The following is a 16,318-nucleotide window of genomic DNA, read 5'->3' as shown; positions in this document are numbered from 1 at the left end:
GCCGAGGACGGTCACTGGGCGTTCCCGCCTGTCGCGGCCCCGCGTCGGGTATCGCGTCAGGTCGGTACGGCGACGCGTTCGGGTCTCAGGAAGTTGACGGTCACGAGTGTCTTGCTCACGTCTTTGCGGTCCTCCGGTCGAGCAGTTCCCACCCGACTTTTGTCGACCTCAAGGCATCGGACAACCCTTTCGGTGTCCGCCGAATCGCCGCAGTTGCGCTCTGCGGCAACGAGGTCGGCTCCCGATGTACGGCCTGGTGAACGGGCAGGGAATGGCTCTGCGCCCCGACGCGTACTACGGCGGGTCAGGTCGGGATCGTGGGTGGATCGACAGAAAGCGCCCGGCTTTCCTGAATTGACGCTCTGTCAATCACTACAGCCGACAAATTCACCATGCACCTGTCAATGCTTTCTTTGGTCCGCGATGTCTTTCGATACGGCGCTCCGAGGAGACCGCGCCATGGAGGCCGCGCCCGCGCGCCTGCCCCACGCACGCGCCGACTATTGATTCATGAGGCACTCGGTCAGCGTCACGCCCTCACGATTGAGCTCGTAGAGGACGCGGGTACCGGCCCGGTGGCGTTGCACCACGCCGGCGGCGACCAGGGCCGCCAGATGCTGGGAGACCGTACTCGCGGCGAGGCCCAACTGATCGGCGAGCGCGGACGTGGTGATGGGGACGGCCAGTTCACGGACGACGGAGGCGCGGCCCCGGCCCAGCAGGATCGCCAGGCGGTCCGCGCGTTGCGGCTGTGCGGTGCCGTCCTTCTTCGGCTCGGCGCGCAGGAGGCCCGCTCCTCGCGCCGCGAAGGAGACCGCGGTCCGACCGTCGGCGACCGACCACCAGTGGGTGCCGTCCGCGAGCAGCATCGGCACGACGGTCAGGCGATCCGCGCCGTCCGTGCGCTCGAACGGGAGCCCGAGGTCGTGGAGCAGCGCCGCTCCCCCGCTCATCGCCAGAGTGCGCGAGCGGAAGAGGATCTCCTCCTCCAGGGTGCGCACCAGCCCGATTCCGCGCGGTTCGATCACGGACCGCCAGAAGTTGGTGAACTCCACGGCCAGGTATCCCAGTTGCGCTTCCGGATCGCGGATCAGCGCGGCAATCAATGGATCGGCGAACGCCTGGGGGTATTCCCGGGCGAGTTCGTCACGGACGAGTCCGGGCGGCGTACGCACCATCGCGTCGAGCTCATCGGCGACACTCGCCCTTCGCGCAGTGACGCCCGCGGTCAGGAACGACGGGATGCGCCCCTGGGGCCGGGCCAGAGCGACGACCGCTCTCAGGCGCGGCGTCAACGCTCGGTGCGCCTCCCGGGCCCAGGACGCATGCGGCCAGGGCGCTTCGGAGCCGTATCGGGCCAGCAGCGCCATTCCGCCGAACGCCTGCCACAGCTCGCACAACGCGAGCCGTACGTCCGGAAACTGCCGATCCATCAACTCCTCCTGCCGGTACGCACCGGAACAACCACCCCGAGCCGTTGCGGACCGAGCGGGGAGAGGGCCGACGACGCCGCGGCCGATATCGCGGCCCCACGGTGCCCCTAGTGTCAACTCCCGTATTTTGCACGGGAGTTCACTTCGCGGAACGCGTGCATCCGCGGCGGAAACATGTGACGGGTCGAACATGAACCCCGCTCATCCCTCATGGTCCAGACCAATGATGAACGAGCTTTCGGCACCCTTCCGGCGACTGTCAAGGAGCTTGTGCCCCAGGTCACACGAGCATCACCTTACGTAATCAAGTGCACGCACACGGCAATCGAAGTTGGTCTAGACATGGTGACTCGACGCCTGTTAGGTTCACGCCCATAGGTGCCCCGAGAGCACCCGAAGAAGGGTCTCGACCGACGCGCCATACGCCTCAACCACCCCGCGATACACGCTTGTTGGATTCCCTCCCGCCGAGGCTCCACAGACCGGGCAAGGGTGCGCGGCACACGGCCGGAAGCGACCCTCTCGAACGCGACAGCACGACCTCCCGCGGCCGTGCCCGACAGCCGGTTCACCCGGGTGCGTAAAGCGAAGGCAAAGCAGCGCCGCCCGTGATCGATCACGTTCACCCATCGGGCTGACCTTGCATTTTGCCCGTCAGCAGGACATGACGCCGTGGCCGAAAATGCACCTCTCGTCGATCTTCTTGGGAACTGCTTTACCTTCCGGGGTAGTTCTGCTGACAGCCGCGCCCGCGGCACTCCGCCGAACAGGCGGGGCAGTGCGCTCACAGGAGGCAGCAGTGGTCCCAATCGACCTGGACAAGGTGCTCGACAAGGCTTACGCGGACAAGGACCTGTCCACGATTCCCTCGGCCCCGGTCTCCGCCCTGAAGGGTGTGTCGGAGCGCCACGGAGAGCTCCTTCATGAGGCATTCGGGATCAAGACGGTGGCAGATCTGGCCAACCTGAAGTACGCCCGCTGGGCCCAGACGCTCGCCGCACTGGACGCTGCCGCCAAGTAGCGCTCCGCCCCACCGTCACCGGGTCCGCCGACCAGAAGCGAGGCGGCCCGGCGTATCGCCACACCTGAGTACAGACCCATATGAAGGAGCGGACGCCATCATGGTGTTCAAGAAGCTGCTGGGAGCCATCGGAATCGGTGGTCCATCGGTCGACACGGTCCTGGACCCCGGCCCTGTCCTGCCCGGCGGCCCCCTGACCGGACGCGTTCATCTGCGCGGCGGCCAGGCTGACGTGACCATCGAGCAGATCACCCTCGATCTGGTCGCCCAGGTAGAGGCGGAGAGCCACGACGGGGAGGAACACGGCACGGTCGTCTTCGACCGCGTCACGGTCGGCGGTGGATTCCGCCTCTCGGAGGGGGCCGAGCAGACGGTCCCGTTCTCTCTCACGCTGCCGTGGGAGACACCCGTCACCCGTCTCCACGGGCAGCCGCTCGGGGTGATCCTCGGAGTGCGTACCGAGGTGGAGGTGGCCGGAGCGAAGGACAAGGGCGACCTCGACGCTCTCGACGTGGTGCCGCTTCCGGTGCAGGAAGCAGTCCTCGAAGCGCTGGGGCAGTTGGGCTTCGGGTTCAAGTCCGCCGATCTGGAACTGGGCCACATCCACGGGACCGGGCAACAACTGCCCTTCTACCAGGAGATCGAACTCTCCCCACCCGCGCACCACGCGCATGCCGTCGACGAGATCGAGGTGACCTTCCTCGCGTCGTCCGGTGGTGTCGAGGTCGTCATCGAGACCGACAAGCGCGGCGGCCCGTTCTCCGAAGGCCACGATGCCGTCCACCGTTTCGCCGTCTCCCACCAGGCCGTGGGCCACACGGACTGGATCGCCGAGGTCGACTCGTGGATCGGGCAGATCGTGGCCGGTCGCGGCTCGCACGGCGGCTTTCCCGGCGACCCGTACTCCGCCTCGTACGGACACACCGGGCACCACGACACGCACCACTCCGAGTTCCACCACGGCACACACCACGGCGATGACCACCGGCGCTCCGGGCCCAGCACCGGTGCGGTGGTCGCGGGCGTCGCCGCGGGCGTCGCGGTCGGAGTCGTCGGCGGCATGGTCGCCGCCGAAGTCGTCGACGAAATCGGTGACGCCTTCGAGGACGAGGAGAGCGAGAGCGACGAAGGGTGAGCCCACCATCCACCGGGTGGCGGCGGGCCCGTCGTTGATCGGTTCCGTCGGCTGCTCCGCCGGCGGAGCACGGTTGGGACGCCGAGGACCGCAAGGCAGCCGCACAGGCGCGTGCCGTGCTGTGGATCGGCATCGTCATCGTCAGTGTCGACGGCGGCTTCACCGCCCGGGGCAGGGCGTCGCCCGGAAAGCCGGGCACGCACATCCGGTCTCCGACGCCCTATGAGTGCACCCTCCGGGCAGCGGCCCTCCTTCCGGGCCGGTGGCTCCTGCTGCCGGCCCGGCAGGTGTCCGCTGCGCGTCGCTGGACTGCGCGCTGCCCGGAGGTATCGCAGCGCCGGGGCATCCGCCGTCCACCATCCGCAGATTCAGCGGAAACCGTCCGTCGACGCGGCGGAAGGCCGGCCGCCGGTTCCGCGGAGGCCACGCGTCGGCGCGACGAAAGCCGGACGCCGGCTCGGCGGATGCGGTACACCGGCGCGGCGACTGCCGGCCGCGGGTTCAGCGGAGGCCGTCGAAGTCCTCGCCGACTGTCAGGGTCACCGACCCGGGAGCGGCAGCGGAGTCCTGGGTCGCTCGCGTTCCCGGCAGCCGGGAGGCCAACGCCTTCGCCTGCCGGTCGAGTCCCTGCGGAAACGTCACCGCCGTCCTGGCCGTGCCATGGGGGGCGTTGCCTGTGCCGATGACCGTGTAGCCAGCCGTACGCAGGGCTTCCGCGACCTCCGCGGCCCGCCCCTGCTTTCCTGTCCCGTTGAGTACGCGTACCTGAATCGTGGTGGCGTACACGGGATTCTTACCGGCGGCCTCCAGCGACTTCTTGTCGACTTCCTTGTCCCTGGCCAGGGAAGCGAAGAGATCCGCTGCCTGGGGGTACTGCCAGACGACATTGGCCTTGTCGGTGGGCACATCCGCCTCGCGGGCGTAGTTCGGCACGGTCAGGAAGGCCAGCCGGTCGCCGGGGATGCCCTTGAGTTCGGAGGCGAGCGCGGCGATCGGTGTGACCCCCGCAAGTTCCTTGTCCGTGGTCAGTGACTTGGTCGCCGAGTTGAGGAAGCCGTACAGAGCGGTCGGGCTGGTCAGCTTCTTCTGCGCCTTGGCCACCAGCGCCTCCATGAATTCCTGCTGACGGCCTATTCTGCCGAGGTCGGAGCCGTCCCCCACGCTGTAGCGGGTCCTGACATAGCCGAGGGCCTTCTCGTCCTTGACCGTCTGGCATCCCGCTTCCAGATCGAGGTGCGCCTTCTTGTCGTGGATCGCCGTCTCGGGACAGACTTCTATGCCGTCGAGGGCGTTCACCATGCCTTTGAAGCCCTGGAAGTCGATCGACATGAAGTGATCGATGCGCAGGCCGGTGTTCTGTTCGACGGTTTTGATGGTGCAGGCAGCCGCCCCGGCGACGTCGCCGCTGGTTCCGCCGACGGCGAAGGCCTCATTGATCTTGAAGTGGTGCGGTGTGGACGTGGTGCCGTTGCCCCGGTCGCATGCCGGTATTCCTACCCATGAATCCCGCGGGAGGGAGACGACGGTGGCCCATTCCCGGTTGGCCGCCACATGCATGACCATCAGGGTGTCCGACTGCATGGTGGTCAGGCCCTTGCCGTATTTCCCGTTGTCTCCGGCACGGGAGTCGGAGCCCACCACCAGGATGTTCTTGGATCCGGGACTCATGTTGGCCGGCCGGTCGGCGCCGAGCTTGTCGTCGAGGTCGGCGGAGTGGATGTTCCCATTGAGGTTCTGATAGATCCAGGCACCGGCACCACCGGCGGCCAGGAGCAGCACCGCCAGGGCGACGCTGCCGCGGACGACGAGCCTGCCCCGTCTGGTGAGCCGCCCCCGTGAATTCTCGTCGGCCCTGCGCCCCGCCCTGCCGCGCGGCTTCCTGCGTTCATTGCTCACGCTGACCCTCCGCGCCCGGCCCATCGGCCGCTCGCTCACCACTCCCTCGTCCACCGCGACTTGCGGTGGACGAACCCTACATTCCTGTAGAGAACAGCTGCTCCCGGCCTCCGTCCGAAGGAGAGCCCGTTGCCCGGCCGGGCGTCCGCACCGGGGCGCCACGGCTGTGTCATGACAACGGGGTCGCCGCTTCGAGTACGAGGAAGAGGGCGAAGGCGGCGTTGAGCGAGGACAGCGTGGACACGGCGGTGCCCGCCGCCGCGAACAGGGCCGCGACGCCGGTCGCGGTGAGCGCCGGAGGCCAGCCGTGGTCGGGCGGAACGGGCCCCAGCAGCGCGGCGACCCGGCGCGGGACGGGGCCGGAGGCGGCGAAGGCCGCGACGGTCGGCGAGGTGGCCCGGTGGGAGATCAGAGCCGCCTTGCCGACGGCGCGAGCCGTGGTCCGCCGGTCGCCGGTGACCCGTGCGGCCTCCTCGTCCGCCCAGCGTTCGGTGCTGTACGCGACGGCGGACCGCAGCGGTCGCAGCAGCGGGTTCGCCCCGCTCGCGAGCTGGGCGGCGAGCAGCAGTCGATGGTGACGCCCCGAGAGGTGCGCGCGTTCGTGGGCGAGCAGCGCCCGCTGCTCGGCCTCGTCGAGGCACGCCAGCATGCTGGTGGACACCATGATCCGGCCGGGTGCGCCGGGCAGCGCGTAGGCGTACGGCACGGCGTCGGACAGCACCGCGACCTCGGCCCGCGAAGGCAGCGCGGCGAGGACCCGGTGGGCACGTGAACGGAAGCGGTAGTGACGGTGCACGGTGAGCACCCAGGACGCGGCCACGGCCACGAGCGCGACAATGGCCGCCTTGCCGACGAACCTGTCGTGCGGGACGGCCTCGCGCACCTCGTCGTCGGACCAGCCGTCGGGCAGCGGGTTTCCGGGCAGTTGGGCCGTACCGACGACCATCAGCAGCCCCAGGCAGACCGTGCTGCACGACGCGAGGATCACCGCCACGGTGGTCAGTAGACGGGCGGCACGCCGCGGGTGCAGATGCTGCTCGGCCAGTCGCGCGATCGGCAGCGCGGTCAACGGCAACACCAGGGGCAGGAAGACGAAGACGCCCATCGCTCAGCTCTCCGGTTCAGCCGGCGGTGTTCCGGGCGCCGGTGGCGCACTCTCGTTGAGCAGCGCCCGCAGCAACTCCTCGTCGTGCGAGGAGAGTGCCGAGACGAAGCTGGACAGCACCGCGTCGCGGTCGTCCTGTTTGTCGAGGAGCCGGCGCATCCGCAGCGCCGTGAGTCCGGCCTCGTCCGTCGCGACCGGCCGCCACAGGACCGGACGCCCGGAGCCGGTGCGCGACACGGCCTTCTTCCCGTGCAGCCGGGTCAGGATGGTGATGACGGTGCTGTACGAGAGACCGCCGTCGAGTCGCTCCTGCACCCAGCTCGCGGTGACCGGCGTACGGGCGTCGCCCAGCACGGACAGCACCAAGGCTTCGAGCTCTCCCTGGCCCCGTCTGCGGGCGCGCTGTCCCTGCCGCCCGTCCTCCTCTGCGGTCACGACGCGGTCCCCTTCCCGTACGGCCGCCTGTTCTGCCGGGCGACGGGGCATCGTACCGACCGTCGCCGGTGGTCCGCCGCCGCCGTGCGGACAACTGCCACTCTGCCACTCACCAACTCTACAGTGTTGTAGATTTCAGTTGCTGTCACAGAGCGCCCGGACGGTGACCGTCCGGGGCCGATGTCGTGAAGAGGGAGAAACGCTGTGGGTGTGAGCCTCGCCAAGGGCGGAAACGTCTCGCTGACCAAGGAGGCGCCCGGACTGACCGCGGTGCTGGTCGGTCTGGGCTGGGACGTCCGTACGACCACCGGAACGGACTACGACCTGGACGCCAGCGCGCTGCTGTGCGACGCGGCCGGCAAGGTGCTCTCCAACGCGCACTTCGTCTTCTACAACAACCTCAAGAGCCCCGACGGCTCGGTCGAGCACACCGGCGACAACCTCACCGGCGAGGGCGAGGGGGACGACGAGATCGTGAAGGTCGATCTCCCCACCGTGCCCGCCGAGGTCGCCAAGATCGTGTTCCCCGTCTCGATCCATGAGGCGGAGGGACGGGGCCAGAGCTTCGGACAGGTCCGCAACGCCTACATCCGGGTGGTCAATCAGGCGGGCGGGGCCGAGATCGCCCGCTACGACCTCAGCGAGGACGCCTCGACCGAGACCGCGATGGTCTTCGGCGAGCTGTACCGCAACGGCACCGAGTGGAAGTTCCGCGCAGTCGGCCAGGGGTACGCCTCCGGCCTGAGCGGCATCGTCGCGGACTTCGGCGTCAGCCTCTGAACACGGTGCGTCGTACGACGCACCCGACCTTGAAGACAGCGGCGCCGTGACCCTCGACCCGCGGCACTCCGGGCCCGGTTGACGGCCGACGGTCGGCGGTTGGCGGTGCCGACGGCGGGCGCGCCTTCCGAGGCCGGACGCCGGCACCGGCCGCCCACCCGTGGGGGCTCGCACGCCGTCGCCGCCGCGAAGGCGCAGGACAACGGATCACACAAATCGAGGGATGGAATGGACCGGCCGTTTCCACTGCGGGACGAGGACAGAGCCGACTATGCGTCAGCTCTCGACGATGTCATCGGGTCCGCGGAGATTCGGCACTTGCTGGCCCGGTCCCGCATCGGCACGGACCAGTTGCGCGTCAGGGGCCTGGCGGCCGGTCCTCACGTCGCGTCGGCCGCCGAGTCCGCGTACCGGTCGTACGCGGACCTGCGGCGACAGATCCAGAACGGTGGGCCCGCCGATCGGGCGACACCCCTGTCCGGGCCGGGGCACCAGGAGGACACGGGCGCGGGCCTGGTGCCCGTTCTGGCGGTTCTCACCCCGGTCCTCGCCGCTGTTGCCGCGGCCACGTTCCTTCTCCTCGGGTACGTGCTCCGGCTGGCCGGCAGCGCGCCCGCCATGGCCGGCACGCTGATCGCGGCGGGCTGGATATGCCTCGGTATCGCCGCGTTCACCGCCGCCTTCGGCATCCTCGCGCTCTACCGGACCGCCGCCGCGCACCGGGAACCCCGTGCGAGCAGCAGTGCGGTGTGTTCCCCCGGCCTCGACGCCGACCTCGATCGGGCCAGGGAGGCGTGGCTCCGAGCCCTGCGCCACAACGGCATCGGGCCGTTCCTCGTCGAGCAGCTCAGGCGGGAGCCCGTCGAGCCGCTCGGGCAGGAGCCCGCGGCGCCCGAGCCCGGCCGGAGTGCGAGCTCCGGGCACCGACCCCGTTACAGCAGCCCGGACTTCAGCAGCCCGGATTTCGGCCGCCCGGACTTCAGCAGCCCGGACTTCGTCGGCCCCGGTTTCAGCGGACCGGACCTCCCCGGCACACGGCGCCCGTGACGCCTCTGGGTGGCCCCGCGCCCATGGCACGGGGCCGCCCCTCCGCCCGGCTCAGGCGATGTCGACGCCGTAGTCGACGGCGATACCGGCCAGGCCGGATGCGTAACCCTGCCCGATCGCACGGAACTTCCATTCGCCGCCCCTGCGGTACAGGGCGCCGAAGGCCATCGCCGTCTCGCCCGCGGCGTCGTAGGAGAGTTCGTAGCGGCACATCTCACGGCCGGTGAGGTTGTCGACCACGCGAATGTAGGCGTCCTCGACCTGTCCGAAGTTCTGGCCGCGGTTCTGGGCGTCGTGGATGGAGACGGTGAAGACGATCTGCCCGGTCTTCTCGTCGAGCCGGTCGAGGTCGACGAGGAGTTGCTCGTCGTCGCCGTCGCCCTCTCCGGTGGTGTTGTCGCCGGTGTGCCGCACCGCCCCGTCCGGGCTGGCGAGGTTGTTGTAGAAGACGAAGTGCCGGTCGGAGACGACCTTCTGGTCCGGTCCGCAGATGATCGCGGACGCGTCGAGATCGAAGTCCGTGCCGCCGACCGGACGGGCGTCCCAGCCCAGGCCGACCGTGACATCCGCGAGTGGGGTGCCGTCCTGGTTCAGGACGACGTTCTGACCCTTGGCGAGACTGACGCCCAACACCACTGCTCTCCTTCGACACGCGCCGGTGATGCGCCCACCGGAACAACAGGGCTCCGCCGGACGCGTAGTGAACCCACCATATTCAAATATTGCGCAACCTTTAAAGTCGCCGCAGGGAGACGGAAGCGGCGCACACGCGCCGCCTCGGCCTCACCGTACGAACCGAGCCACCGCACCGCGGACGCGCGACGTTCAGTGGCGCTCGACGCCGCTCTCCGCCACCGGACGGGCCGAGGCGGCGTCGCCCGGGGCCGAGTGGATGGTCCTCGGGGCCGGCGGTTCGGGGGCGTCGGCCCCGGGAGCGGCCGACGGGGACGCCCCCTCCTCCTTCATGGCCTTGGTCTCGCTCTTCAGGATGCGGAGCGACTTCCCCAGCGCCCGTGCGGTGTCGGGCAGCTTCTTCGAACCGAACAGCAGGACGATCACGAGTCCCAGGATCAGCAGATGCCAGGGCTCCAGCGCGTTACGGAACACTCCACCCAACCCTTCTCTCTCCTCGATGGACCACGCGGGGCACCATCTCTCGGAAATGCTTGCTACATTGCGCAACTGTACAACTGTTGAGTCGGGAACGGTCACCCCTTCCCTCTGACCGGAACTGATGGGGTGTGGACGAATGACAGGCAGCCACCAGGCATCCCGGCACCGTGCGCGAGCAGTGGCCGAACGCAGTCGGCGGCGCAAGCGGAGCCGCACCCGGACCGTCCTCACCGTCACGGTCTCCCTGCTCGTCCTGCTGACGGCCGGCGCGGGCTGGGTCTACATGCGGCTCAATGGGAACATCAACACGTTCAGCTCGGACGGCGTGTCCGGCGACCGGCCGCCCGCCTCCACCAAGGGCTCGAACGTCCTGGTGATCGGCTCGGACGGGAGGACCGACGGCAACAGCGACCTGGGCGGCGGGGACAAGAACGACATCGGCCGCTCCGACACCGCGTTCCTGCTGCACACGTACGCGGATCAGAAGCACGCCATAGCCGTCTCCATCCCCCGTGACACCTTGGTCGACATCCCGCCGTGCAAACTGCCTGACGGCACCTGGTCCCAGCCGGGGACCAACGTCATGTTCAACGCGGCGTACTCGGTGGGTGCGACGGCCAAGGGCAACCCCGCCTGCACCCAGAACACGGTCGAGAAACTGACCGGGTTGCGCGTCGACCACACCGTCGTCATCGACTTCAAGGGCTTCGCGACGATGACCGAGGCCGTCGGGGGCGTCGAGGTCTGCCTGCCCCAGGACGTCTATCAGCGAGACCTCAACCCCCATCGCCTCACCCGTGGCAAGCGGATCTTCGCCAAGGGCCCGCAGACCGTCTCCGGCCAGCAGGCGCTCGACTACGTGCGCATCCGGCACGGCATCGGAGACGGCTCCGACATAGGTCGCATAAAACGCCAACAGGCCTTTGTCGCCAGCCTGTTGAAACAGATAAAGAGCGACGGACTCACGCCCACCAAACTGCTGCCGCTCGCGGACGCGGCCACCAGGTCGATGACCGTCGACCCCGGACTCGGCTCCGCGGACAAACTGGTCTCCTTCGCGATGTCGATGAAGGACATCGACCTGCACAACACCAAGTTCGTGACCGTGCCGTGGAAGTACCAGGGTGCGCGTGTGGCGATCGTCCACCCCGACGCCGACGCACTGTGGGCGGCGCTCAGGGCCGACCGCACCATCGACGGCCAGGACGCCGGGGGAAAGGGGGACGTGAAGGCGTCCGCTCCGTCACCGTCGACGTCGCCGGGCAGCGACGACTCGGACTACGGCACCGGCGTCTCGGTGGCCGTCTACAACGGCACCACCGTCACCGGCCTCGCGGCCCGTGCCGCCGCCGTGCTCGACGAGCACGGCTTCACCGTCACGAACACCACGACGGCCTCGGTCCGCACCCAGGTCAAGACCGTGGTCGAGTACGGCCCCGGCCAGAAGGACCAGGCCGGGAAGGTCGCCCGAGCCCTCCCCGGCGCGGAGCTCACCCCGGTCGCCGCCACCGGCATCGCGGTCGTCCTCGGCACGATGTACGCGACCGAACCGGAAGCCACCGCGTCGGCCGCGCCGTCCGCCGTGCCCTCCAAGGTCGCCGCAGACGCCCGCTCCGCGGACGACAACCCCTGCTCCAACCTCTCGTACGGATAGCGCGGCCCGCCGCGTCGAGCAGCCGCGAGCTCAGCGCGGCCCGCCGCGTCGAGCAGCCGCGAACTGCGCGCGGGAGCGACCCTCACACCTTCGCTCGAACTCCCGGCCCGGGTTGCCGGAGCCCCGGCCGCGAGGACGGGGTCTCCAGGGCCGGGACACCAGAGGCCACGTCACCGCACCCCACTGCGCCGTTCTCCCGAGCAACCGGCGAGGTCGTCGAACCCCCGGAAGGTACCTGCCGGACGTCAGCCGACCGCGACCGCCGGCCTTCCCGCCAGAGTGCGCATCCCCGGCGGGCCAGGTCGGTCGGCGCGGGATGCGGCCGGCATCCTCGCTTCGTAGACTCGAATACGGGCCTGATCGCCGTCGACAACCGGTCGGACGACAACGCGCGGTCATCCGCCGGCGTCCATTGCCTCATCCGTCGCAGCCGGAGCCGTCACCGCGAGAGACCGGTGCCACTGCGCCACGCGACGGCGTCGACGACGCCGGTGCCGTGGAAGTTCCAGGCGGCCGTGCGCCCCCGACACCCCGACACCGCTGACGTGGAGCCATTCATGAGCACACCGCGGGACCTGTTGATCGCCGCCATCGACAGGGCGGCCAGGCGCCCCCTGGAACGAGGCGATCTTTCACTGGTGCTCGCGGGGGCGGAGGTGATCGACCTCCTGGGTGCCGAGGCCGTCAGGCTGGACGGCGATCGAATCGTGCCGGGCCACGCGCCGGCGATGGACGATCCCCTGTTGGACGAGGCCGTGTCGTCACTCGTCCGACAACCGCCCTACGAATCGCTCGACGACTGGCTGTGGCGGCGCGGCCGCGGTCTGTCCACGGCTTATCTGGCCGCCCTTGAGGCGGAGGGACAGCTCACTGCGCAGAACCGACCGCGCTGGGTGCCTTCCGCGACCAGTCGGATGGTCCTTGCCGATTCGCCCGCCCGTCGCCGGGCGGCGGACCGCTGGACTGCCGATGAGCCCGTCCTCGCCGCGCTCGCGGCGGCGGCCGGGATCCGCGACAAACCGATCGGTGACTCCCCCGGCGTGCCCGACGAATCGATCACGACGGTGCTCGCCGCCGTGGACGACGCCCTGCGGGACCTTGAGTTCCAGCGACAACGGCGAGCGCTCGACAAGGCGGCCTTCGACAACATCTGGCGAGGCCAATGACGAAGGCGCGGACGGCTGGACGGCCTCCGGCCCCGTGGACCGGCGTCCTCGGCCCCGTCGACGCCCCTCAGCCCGGCACCCACCGCCCGGAGCCACGCCGAACGGCGGGCCTCCGGGCGGTGCGGCGCGAGGTGGCCGGGGGCTGCTTCACAGGCGCTTGGCGCTGCGCAGCGTAGCGGCGTAGTAGCCGTTTCCGTCCAGCCTGGACGTGCCGCCCTTGTCACCGATGGTCGGGCCGTTGACCTCTTCCCGGCTGGACACGAAGATCTTGTGTCCGTCGGTGTCGTGCCCCATGTACATGCCGACGTGGTCCAGTCGCTGCTTGGTCCGCCGGTCGAGCTTGAAGAAGACCAGGTCTCCCGGTTGCAGCACGTCGATGTTCTTCGGCCGGTCCGCGGAGGTGATGCCCTTGAGTTCGATGACGTCCGCGCCGCGCCTGGAGCGGGCCATGCCGTTCGCGGTGCGCGGCAGTCCGTCGCCGAGGGCGTCGGTGGCCATCAGCGGATAGCGGGCGCGGTAGCCGAAGACCGTACGGATGAAGCCCGAGCAGTCCATCGAGCGGGCGCGCTCGGGGCGCGGCTGCATCGTGGTGCCGTTGCGGAAGGTGTACGGGATGCCGAGGTAGTCGAAGAAGTCGGACTCCTCCAGCCGGTAGTCGTTGCCCGGGCTGCCGCTCGGGTTGATCGGACCGAAGTTGGCGTCCCCTGCGTACGAGACGCCCTCGTCGTCCTTCTTGATCGGCGCCTGGTCGACGTACTGGAAGGCCATCGCGAAGAGGTCGTCCTCCTCGCTGCCGAAGAACTCCTTGAACCAGTCCTTGAACCACTTCTCCTTCTCGGCGCCCTTCTTCCACTGGTACGGCATCAGCCGGACCCAGTCCTCGGTGACGACCCGGGACTTGGTGTAGGCGGGCTCGGTGAAGGTCCGGCTGGGACCGGTGAGCGTGGCGGTGCGGGCGCCGTCGGTGAAGCTGGCGAGGACCTCACCATCGGCCCCGCGCAGCAGGGTGCGGGCGGGGTTCTGCAGTCGTTCCCAGCTCTTTTCGCCGTTGAGACCGGCGCCGGAGGAGCGCAGGGCGGGGTTGTCGGTGACGGCCTGCACGGCGGGGGCCTTGGCCTGCTCGTCCTTGCGCAGTTCGACGGTGAGGTAGGCGCTGCCCGCAAGCAGGCTGATCACCGTGACGGCATGCAGCACCGGGCGGGGGCCACGCTTGGTCTTGGCACTCATGGGTCGGTCAGCTCCGGGTGGTGGGTCGAGCGGTGTCGGTCGGTCAGACGGTGGGCAGGGCGCCGAGCAGGATTCCGGCGGTGAGTACGACGTACGCCATCAGCGTCACCGTGCCGGTCGCGAGCAGAGTCGCGCCCTTGGGCTGGCGGACAAGCTGGTAGGCGATGAGGCCCGGGACGATGAAGCCGAGCGTCTGGTTGGTGTACATCAGCGGGAATTCGAGCGACAGCACGATCATCAGCGTTGCCTGGAAGATGACGCCGGTGAGCACGACGGTGGAGAACAGCCGCTTGCCGTAGAGGATCACGACGCGCTGGAGGCCGAGGACGGCGACGTACGTCAGCACGGTGACGCCGACCACCATGGCCGCGCGCTGGAGGTCCTCGACGAGGGTGAGGGCCAGCCAGCCCGGGGTGATCATGCCGCCGGGCGAGAGGTTGGTCGTCAGATAGCAGACCAGGGAGAACATCAGCCCCAGGGCGATACCGATCGCGGCGATCTCGGGGGTGAGGACGGAGGGGATCAACGGGGTTCTCCTGGGTTCTGCTGCTGGGCCGGGGCGGGCGGCCGAACCGGCTCGAACGGACCGCGTACATAAGGCTGTGCGGGCGGCTGCGCCGGACTCTGTGCCGGAATCTCGGATGTCGGCCAGGGCTGTCCCGGCTGCTCCTGCGGGGGCTGTTGCGGCTGCTGTCCCGGCTGCTCCGGTCCGGGCTGCCGCATCGGCTGTCCCGACTGCTCCTGCGGGGGCTGGTGGGTCGGCTGTCCCGACTGCTCCTGCGGGTACTGCCGCAGCGCCTCTCCCGACTGCTCCGGTCCGGGCTGCCGGGGGCGTACGGCGAGGGGCAGCACAGCCGGCTGACGCTGCTGATACCGGGCCTCGTAGGCCTCGGGGTAGGGCGCGAACGGGTCGAGGCGCGGTGTGTACCGCGCAAGCGCGAGCGTCTCGTCGTGCCGCACATGGCCCGGTTCGAGGGCGGGCGCCTCACGGCGGGGCTGGGCCGGGATCACGGGCACGGCCGCGGTGGGCGGGCCGTCGTCGCGTGATGCGGCACGTGCCTCGCCGGGCAGTCCGTCCCGCGCGTCCCTCACGCCCGGCGCGTCCGCCGGCTCGTCCACCGTCTCGTCCGCGGGGAGTTCGGCCAGATGCTCCAGCAGGACTTCGCCCTGCCCGTGGATGTTGCCGATCGCGACGAGCGAGGACTCGGGGCCGAGCCGGTCGAGCAACTGGCGCATGAACTCCTCCGGATCGCGCTTGTCACCGCCCAGGTCGACCGCCGTGTGCCGCCACTCGGCGGGGATGGCGTCGATGGCGCTCTTCGCCGGGTGCCCGATGACGAAGACCTTCTCCGGCTGGAGGTCGGGGATGATCTGGCCCATCTGCCCATTGCGCTCGACGCGGTCGGGGCGGCAGTTGATGACGACGTTCAGCGGCCGGCTGATCGCCCCCCAGGTCGAGCAGTTGGTTGATGTTCATCAGCGTCGACTCGGGGTCGTTGGCCGCGAAGACGTTCGCGAACCGCAGCCGCTTGTCGTCGTGGGTGCGGTACCGCTCGACCGAGAGGACGCCCGGGTCCGGCGGAGCGTCGTACATGCCCTGGAGCGCGGTCTCCCGGTCCACGCCGAGGAGTTCGGCGACAGCCAGCGCGATCGCCACGTTCTCCTTGAAGGTGAACCAGCTGAACCCGCGCAGCTCCGCGTCGCTCACGGTCTCCGGGTCCGCGTAGATCAGCTTGCAGTCCCGGGCGTCCGCCTCCTCCTGGAGGATGTCGAAGCGGTCCTTCTCGGCGGTGATGCAGATGCCGCCCTCCGGCATGGAGCGGCACAGCGAGCGGGCCACGTCGTCCAGGGTCGGGCCCATCTCGGCCAGATGGTCCTCGCGTACGTTGCAGAGCACGCCGATCGTCGACCGGATCAGCTTCGACTGGTTGATCTCCTGGAGCGCCGGCATGACAGCCATGCATTCGATGACGAGCGCGTCCGGGGTGTACGCGGCGGCACGTCGCACGATGCCGATCTGCTCCACCACATTGGCTATGCCGAATTTGCGGTAGACCGGCTCCTCGGTGGCGTCCGGGTGGATGAAGCGGGCCGCGGTTCCGGTCGTCTTGGCGACGGTGACGAGGTCACCGCCGCGCAACGCGCCGGCGCAGAGCCGGGTGATGGAGCTCTTGCCGCGAATGCCGTTGACCAGCACACGGGTCGGGATCCGCTCCAGATTGCTGAAGTGGCGACGTTGCTCGACGATGCCCGCGACCAGCAGGATCGCGCAGCACATCACGAGCACGGTGTAGAGGAAGAGCAAG

14 protein-coding genes and 1 pseudogene are annotated in these 16,318 nt (G+C 69.4%); 6 read left to right on the top strand and 9 right to left on the bottom strand.

The window, feature by feature from the left end; genetic code table 11:
• Positions 1 to 500: 500 nt before the first annotated feature.
• Entirely contained in the window at positions 501 to 1,433 is a 933-nt protein-coding gene (locus ABZ826_RS26820; RefSeq protein ID WP_361453336.1) for a helix-turn-helix domain-containing protein, read from the bottom strand.
• 799 nt (positions 1,434 to 2,232) lie between these two features.
• Between ABZ826_RS26820 and ABZ826_RS26815 the strand changes: the two genes are divergently transcribed.
• Positions 2,233 to 2,454, top strand: a complete 222-nt coding sequence (locus tag ABZ826_RS26815; RefSeq protein WP_361453333.1) for a hypothetical protein — start codon at positions 2,233 to 2,235, stop codon at positions 2,452 to 2,454.
• A gap of 100 nt (positions 2,455 to 2,554) precedes the next feature.
• Positions 2,555 to 3,589, top strand: a complete 1,035-nt coding sequence (locus tag ABZ826_RS26810; protein WP_361453330.1) for a sporulation protein — start codon at positions 2,555 to 2,557, stop codon at positions 3,587 to 3,589.
• 501 nt (positions 3,590 to 4,090) lie between these two features.
• Here ABZ826_RS26810 and ABZ826_RS26805 read toward each other — a convergent pair.
• From ABZ826_RS26805 to ABZ826_RS26795, 3 genes are all read right to left on the bottom strand, one after another.
• Positions 4,091 to 5,374 (bottom strand): LCP family protein, encoded by a 1,284-nt coding sequence (locus ABZ826_RS26805; RefSeq protein WP_361453464.1) that lies wholly within the window; start codon positions 5,372 to 5,374, stop codon positions 4,091 to 4,093.
• A gap of 280 nt (positions 5,375 to 5,654) precedes the next feature.
• Positions 5,655 to 6,590: a M56 family metallopeptidase gene (locus tag ABZ826_RS26800; protein WP_361453327.1), complete on the bottom strand. Its 936-nt coding sequence runs from the start codon at positions 6,588 to 6,590 to the stop codon at positions 5,655 to 5,657.
• A 3-nt stretch (positions 6,591 to 6,593) separates the two neighbouring features.
• Positions 6,594 to 7,025: a BlaI/MecI/CopY family transcriptional regulator gene (locus tag ABZ826_RS26795; protein ID WP_361453324.1), complete on the bottom strand. Its 432-nt coding sequence runs from the start codon at positions 7,023 to 7,025 to the stop codon at positions 6,594 to 6,596.
• A 204-nt stretch (positions 7,026 to 7,229) separates the two neighbouring features.
• Here ABZ826_RS26795 and ABZ826_RS26790 point away from each other — a divergent pair, with 204 nt between their 5' ends.
• Together ABZ826_RS26790 and ABZ826_RS26785 are read left to right on the top strand one after the other, a co-directional pair.
• Positions 7,230 to 7,805, top strand: a complete 576-nt coding sequence (locus tag ABZ826_RS26790; protein WP_361453321.1) for a TerD family protein — start codon at positions 7,230 to 7,232, stop codon at positions 7,803 to 7,805.
• Between the two features lie 228 nt (positions 7,806 to 8,033).
• Positions 8,034 to 8,852 carry a hypothetical protein gene (locus ABZ826_RS26785; RefSeq protein ID WP_361453318.1) on the top strand — a complete coding sequence of 273 codons (819 nt, stop codon included), beginning with the start codon at positions 8,034 to 8,036 and terminating at the stop codon, positions 8,850 to 8,852.
• A 51-nt stretch (positions 8,853 to 8,903) separates the two neighbouring features.
• Here the strand turns inward: ABZ826_RS26785 and ABZ826_RS26780 are convergent, their stop codons facing one another.
• Positions 8,904 to 9,482 (bottom strand): TerD family protein, encoded by a 579-nt coding sequence (locus tag ABZ826_RS26780; protein WP_361453461.1) that lies wholly within the window; start codon positions 9,480 to 9,482, stop codon positions 8,904 to 8,906.
• Between the two features lie 195 nt (positions 9,483 to 9,677).
• On the bottom strand, positions 9,678 to 9,959 hold the full coding sequence (tatA, locus tag ABZ826_RS26775; RefSeq protein ID WP_361453458.1) for a Sec-independent protein translocase subunit TatA: 282 nt from the start codon (positions 9,957 to 9,959) through the stop codon (positions 9,678 to 9,680).
• 142 nt (positions 9,960 to 10,101) lie between these two features.
• On the opposite strand from tatA, the gene ABZ826_RS26770 reads away from it, so the two are divergent.
• Together ABZ826_RS26770 and ABZ826_RS26765 are read left to right on the top strand one after the other, a co-directional pair.
• Entirely contained in the window at positions 10,102 to 11,619 is a 1,518-nt protein-coding gene (locus tag ABZ826_RS26770) for an LCP family protein (protein WP_361453315.1), read from the top strand.
• A 557-nt stretch (positions 11,620 to 12,176) separates the two neighbouring features.
• The gene (locus ABZ826_RS26765; protein ID WP_361453312.1) at positions 12,177 to 12,785 is read left to right on the top strand and encodes a GPP34 family phosphoprotein; all 609 of its coding nucleotides are present in this window, start codon (positions 12,177 to 12,179) and stop codon (positions 12,783 to 12,785) included.
• Between the two features lie 147 nt (positions 12,786 to 12,932).
• On the opposite strand, the gene ABZ826_RS26760 is transcribed toward ABZ826_RS26765, so the two are convergent.
• From ABZ826_RS26760 to pgsB, 3 genes and pseudogenes are all read right to left on the bottom strand, one after another.
• Entirely contained in the window at positions 12,933 to 14,012 is a 1,080-nt protein-coding gene (locus ABZ826_RS26760) for an NlpC/P60 family protein (RefSeq protein ID WP_361453309.1), read from the bottom strand.
• Positions 14,013 to 14,055: 43 nt separating this feature from the next.
• Positions 14,056 to 14,538 (bottom strand): poly-gamma-glutamate biosynthesis protein PgsC/CapC, encoded by a 483-nt coding sequence (locus tag ABZ826_RS26755; protein ID WP_352269127.1) that lies wholly within the window; start codon positions 14,536 to 14,538, stop codon positions 14,056 to 14,058.
• Positions 14,535 to 16,317, bottom strand: a pseudogene (gene pgsB, locus ABZ826_RS26750) (poly-gamma-glutamate synthase PgsB). The gene ABZ826_RS26755 and the pseudogene pgsB overlap by 4 nt, the downstream one beginning before the upstream one ends.
• Position 16,318: the final 1 nt, after the last annotated feature.

Origin of the sequence: Streptomyces sp. NPDC047515 (assembly GCF_040643055.1) — a bacterium.
Taxonomy (GTDB): domain Bacteria; phylum Actinomycetota; class Actinomycetes; order Streptomycetales; family Streptomycetaceae; genus Streptomyces.
Note: the sequence above shows the minus strand (reverse complement) of the source record. Positions and strands in the feature narration are given on the sequence as shown.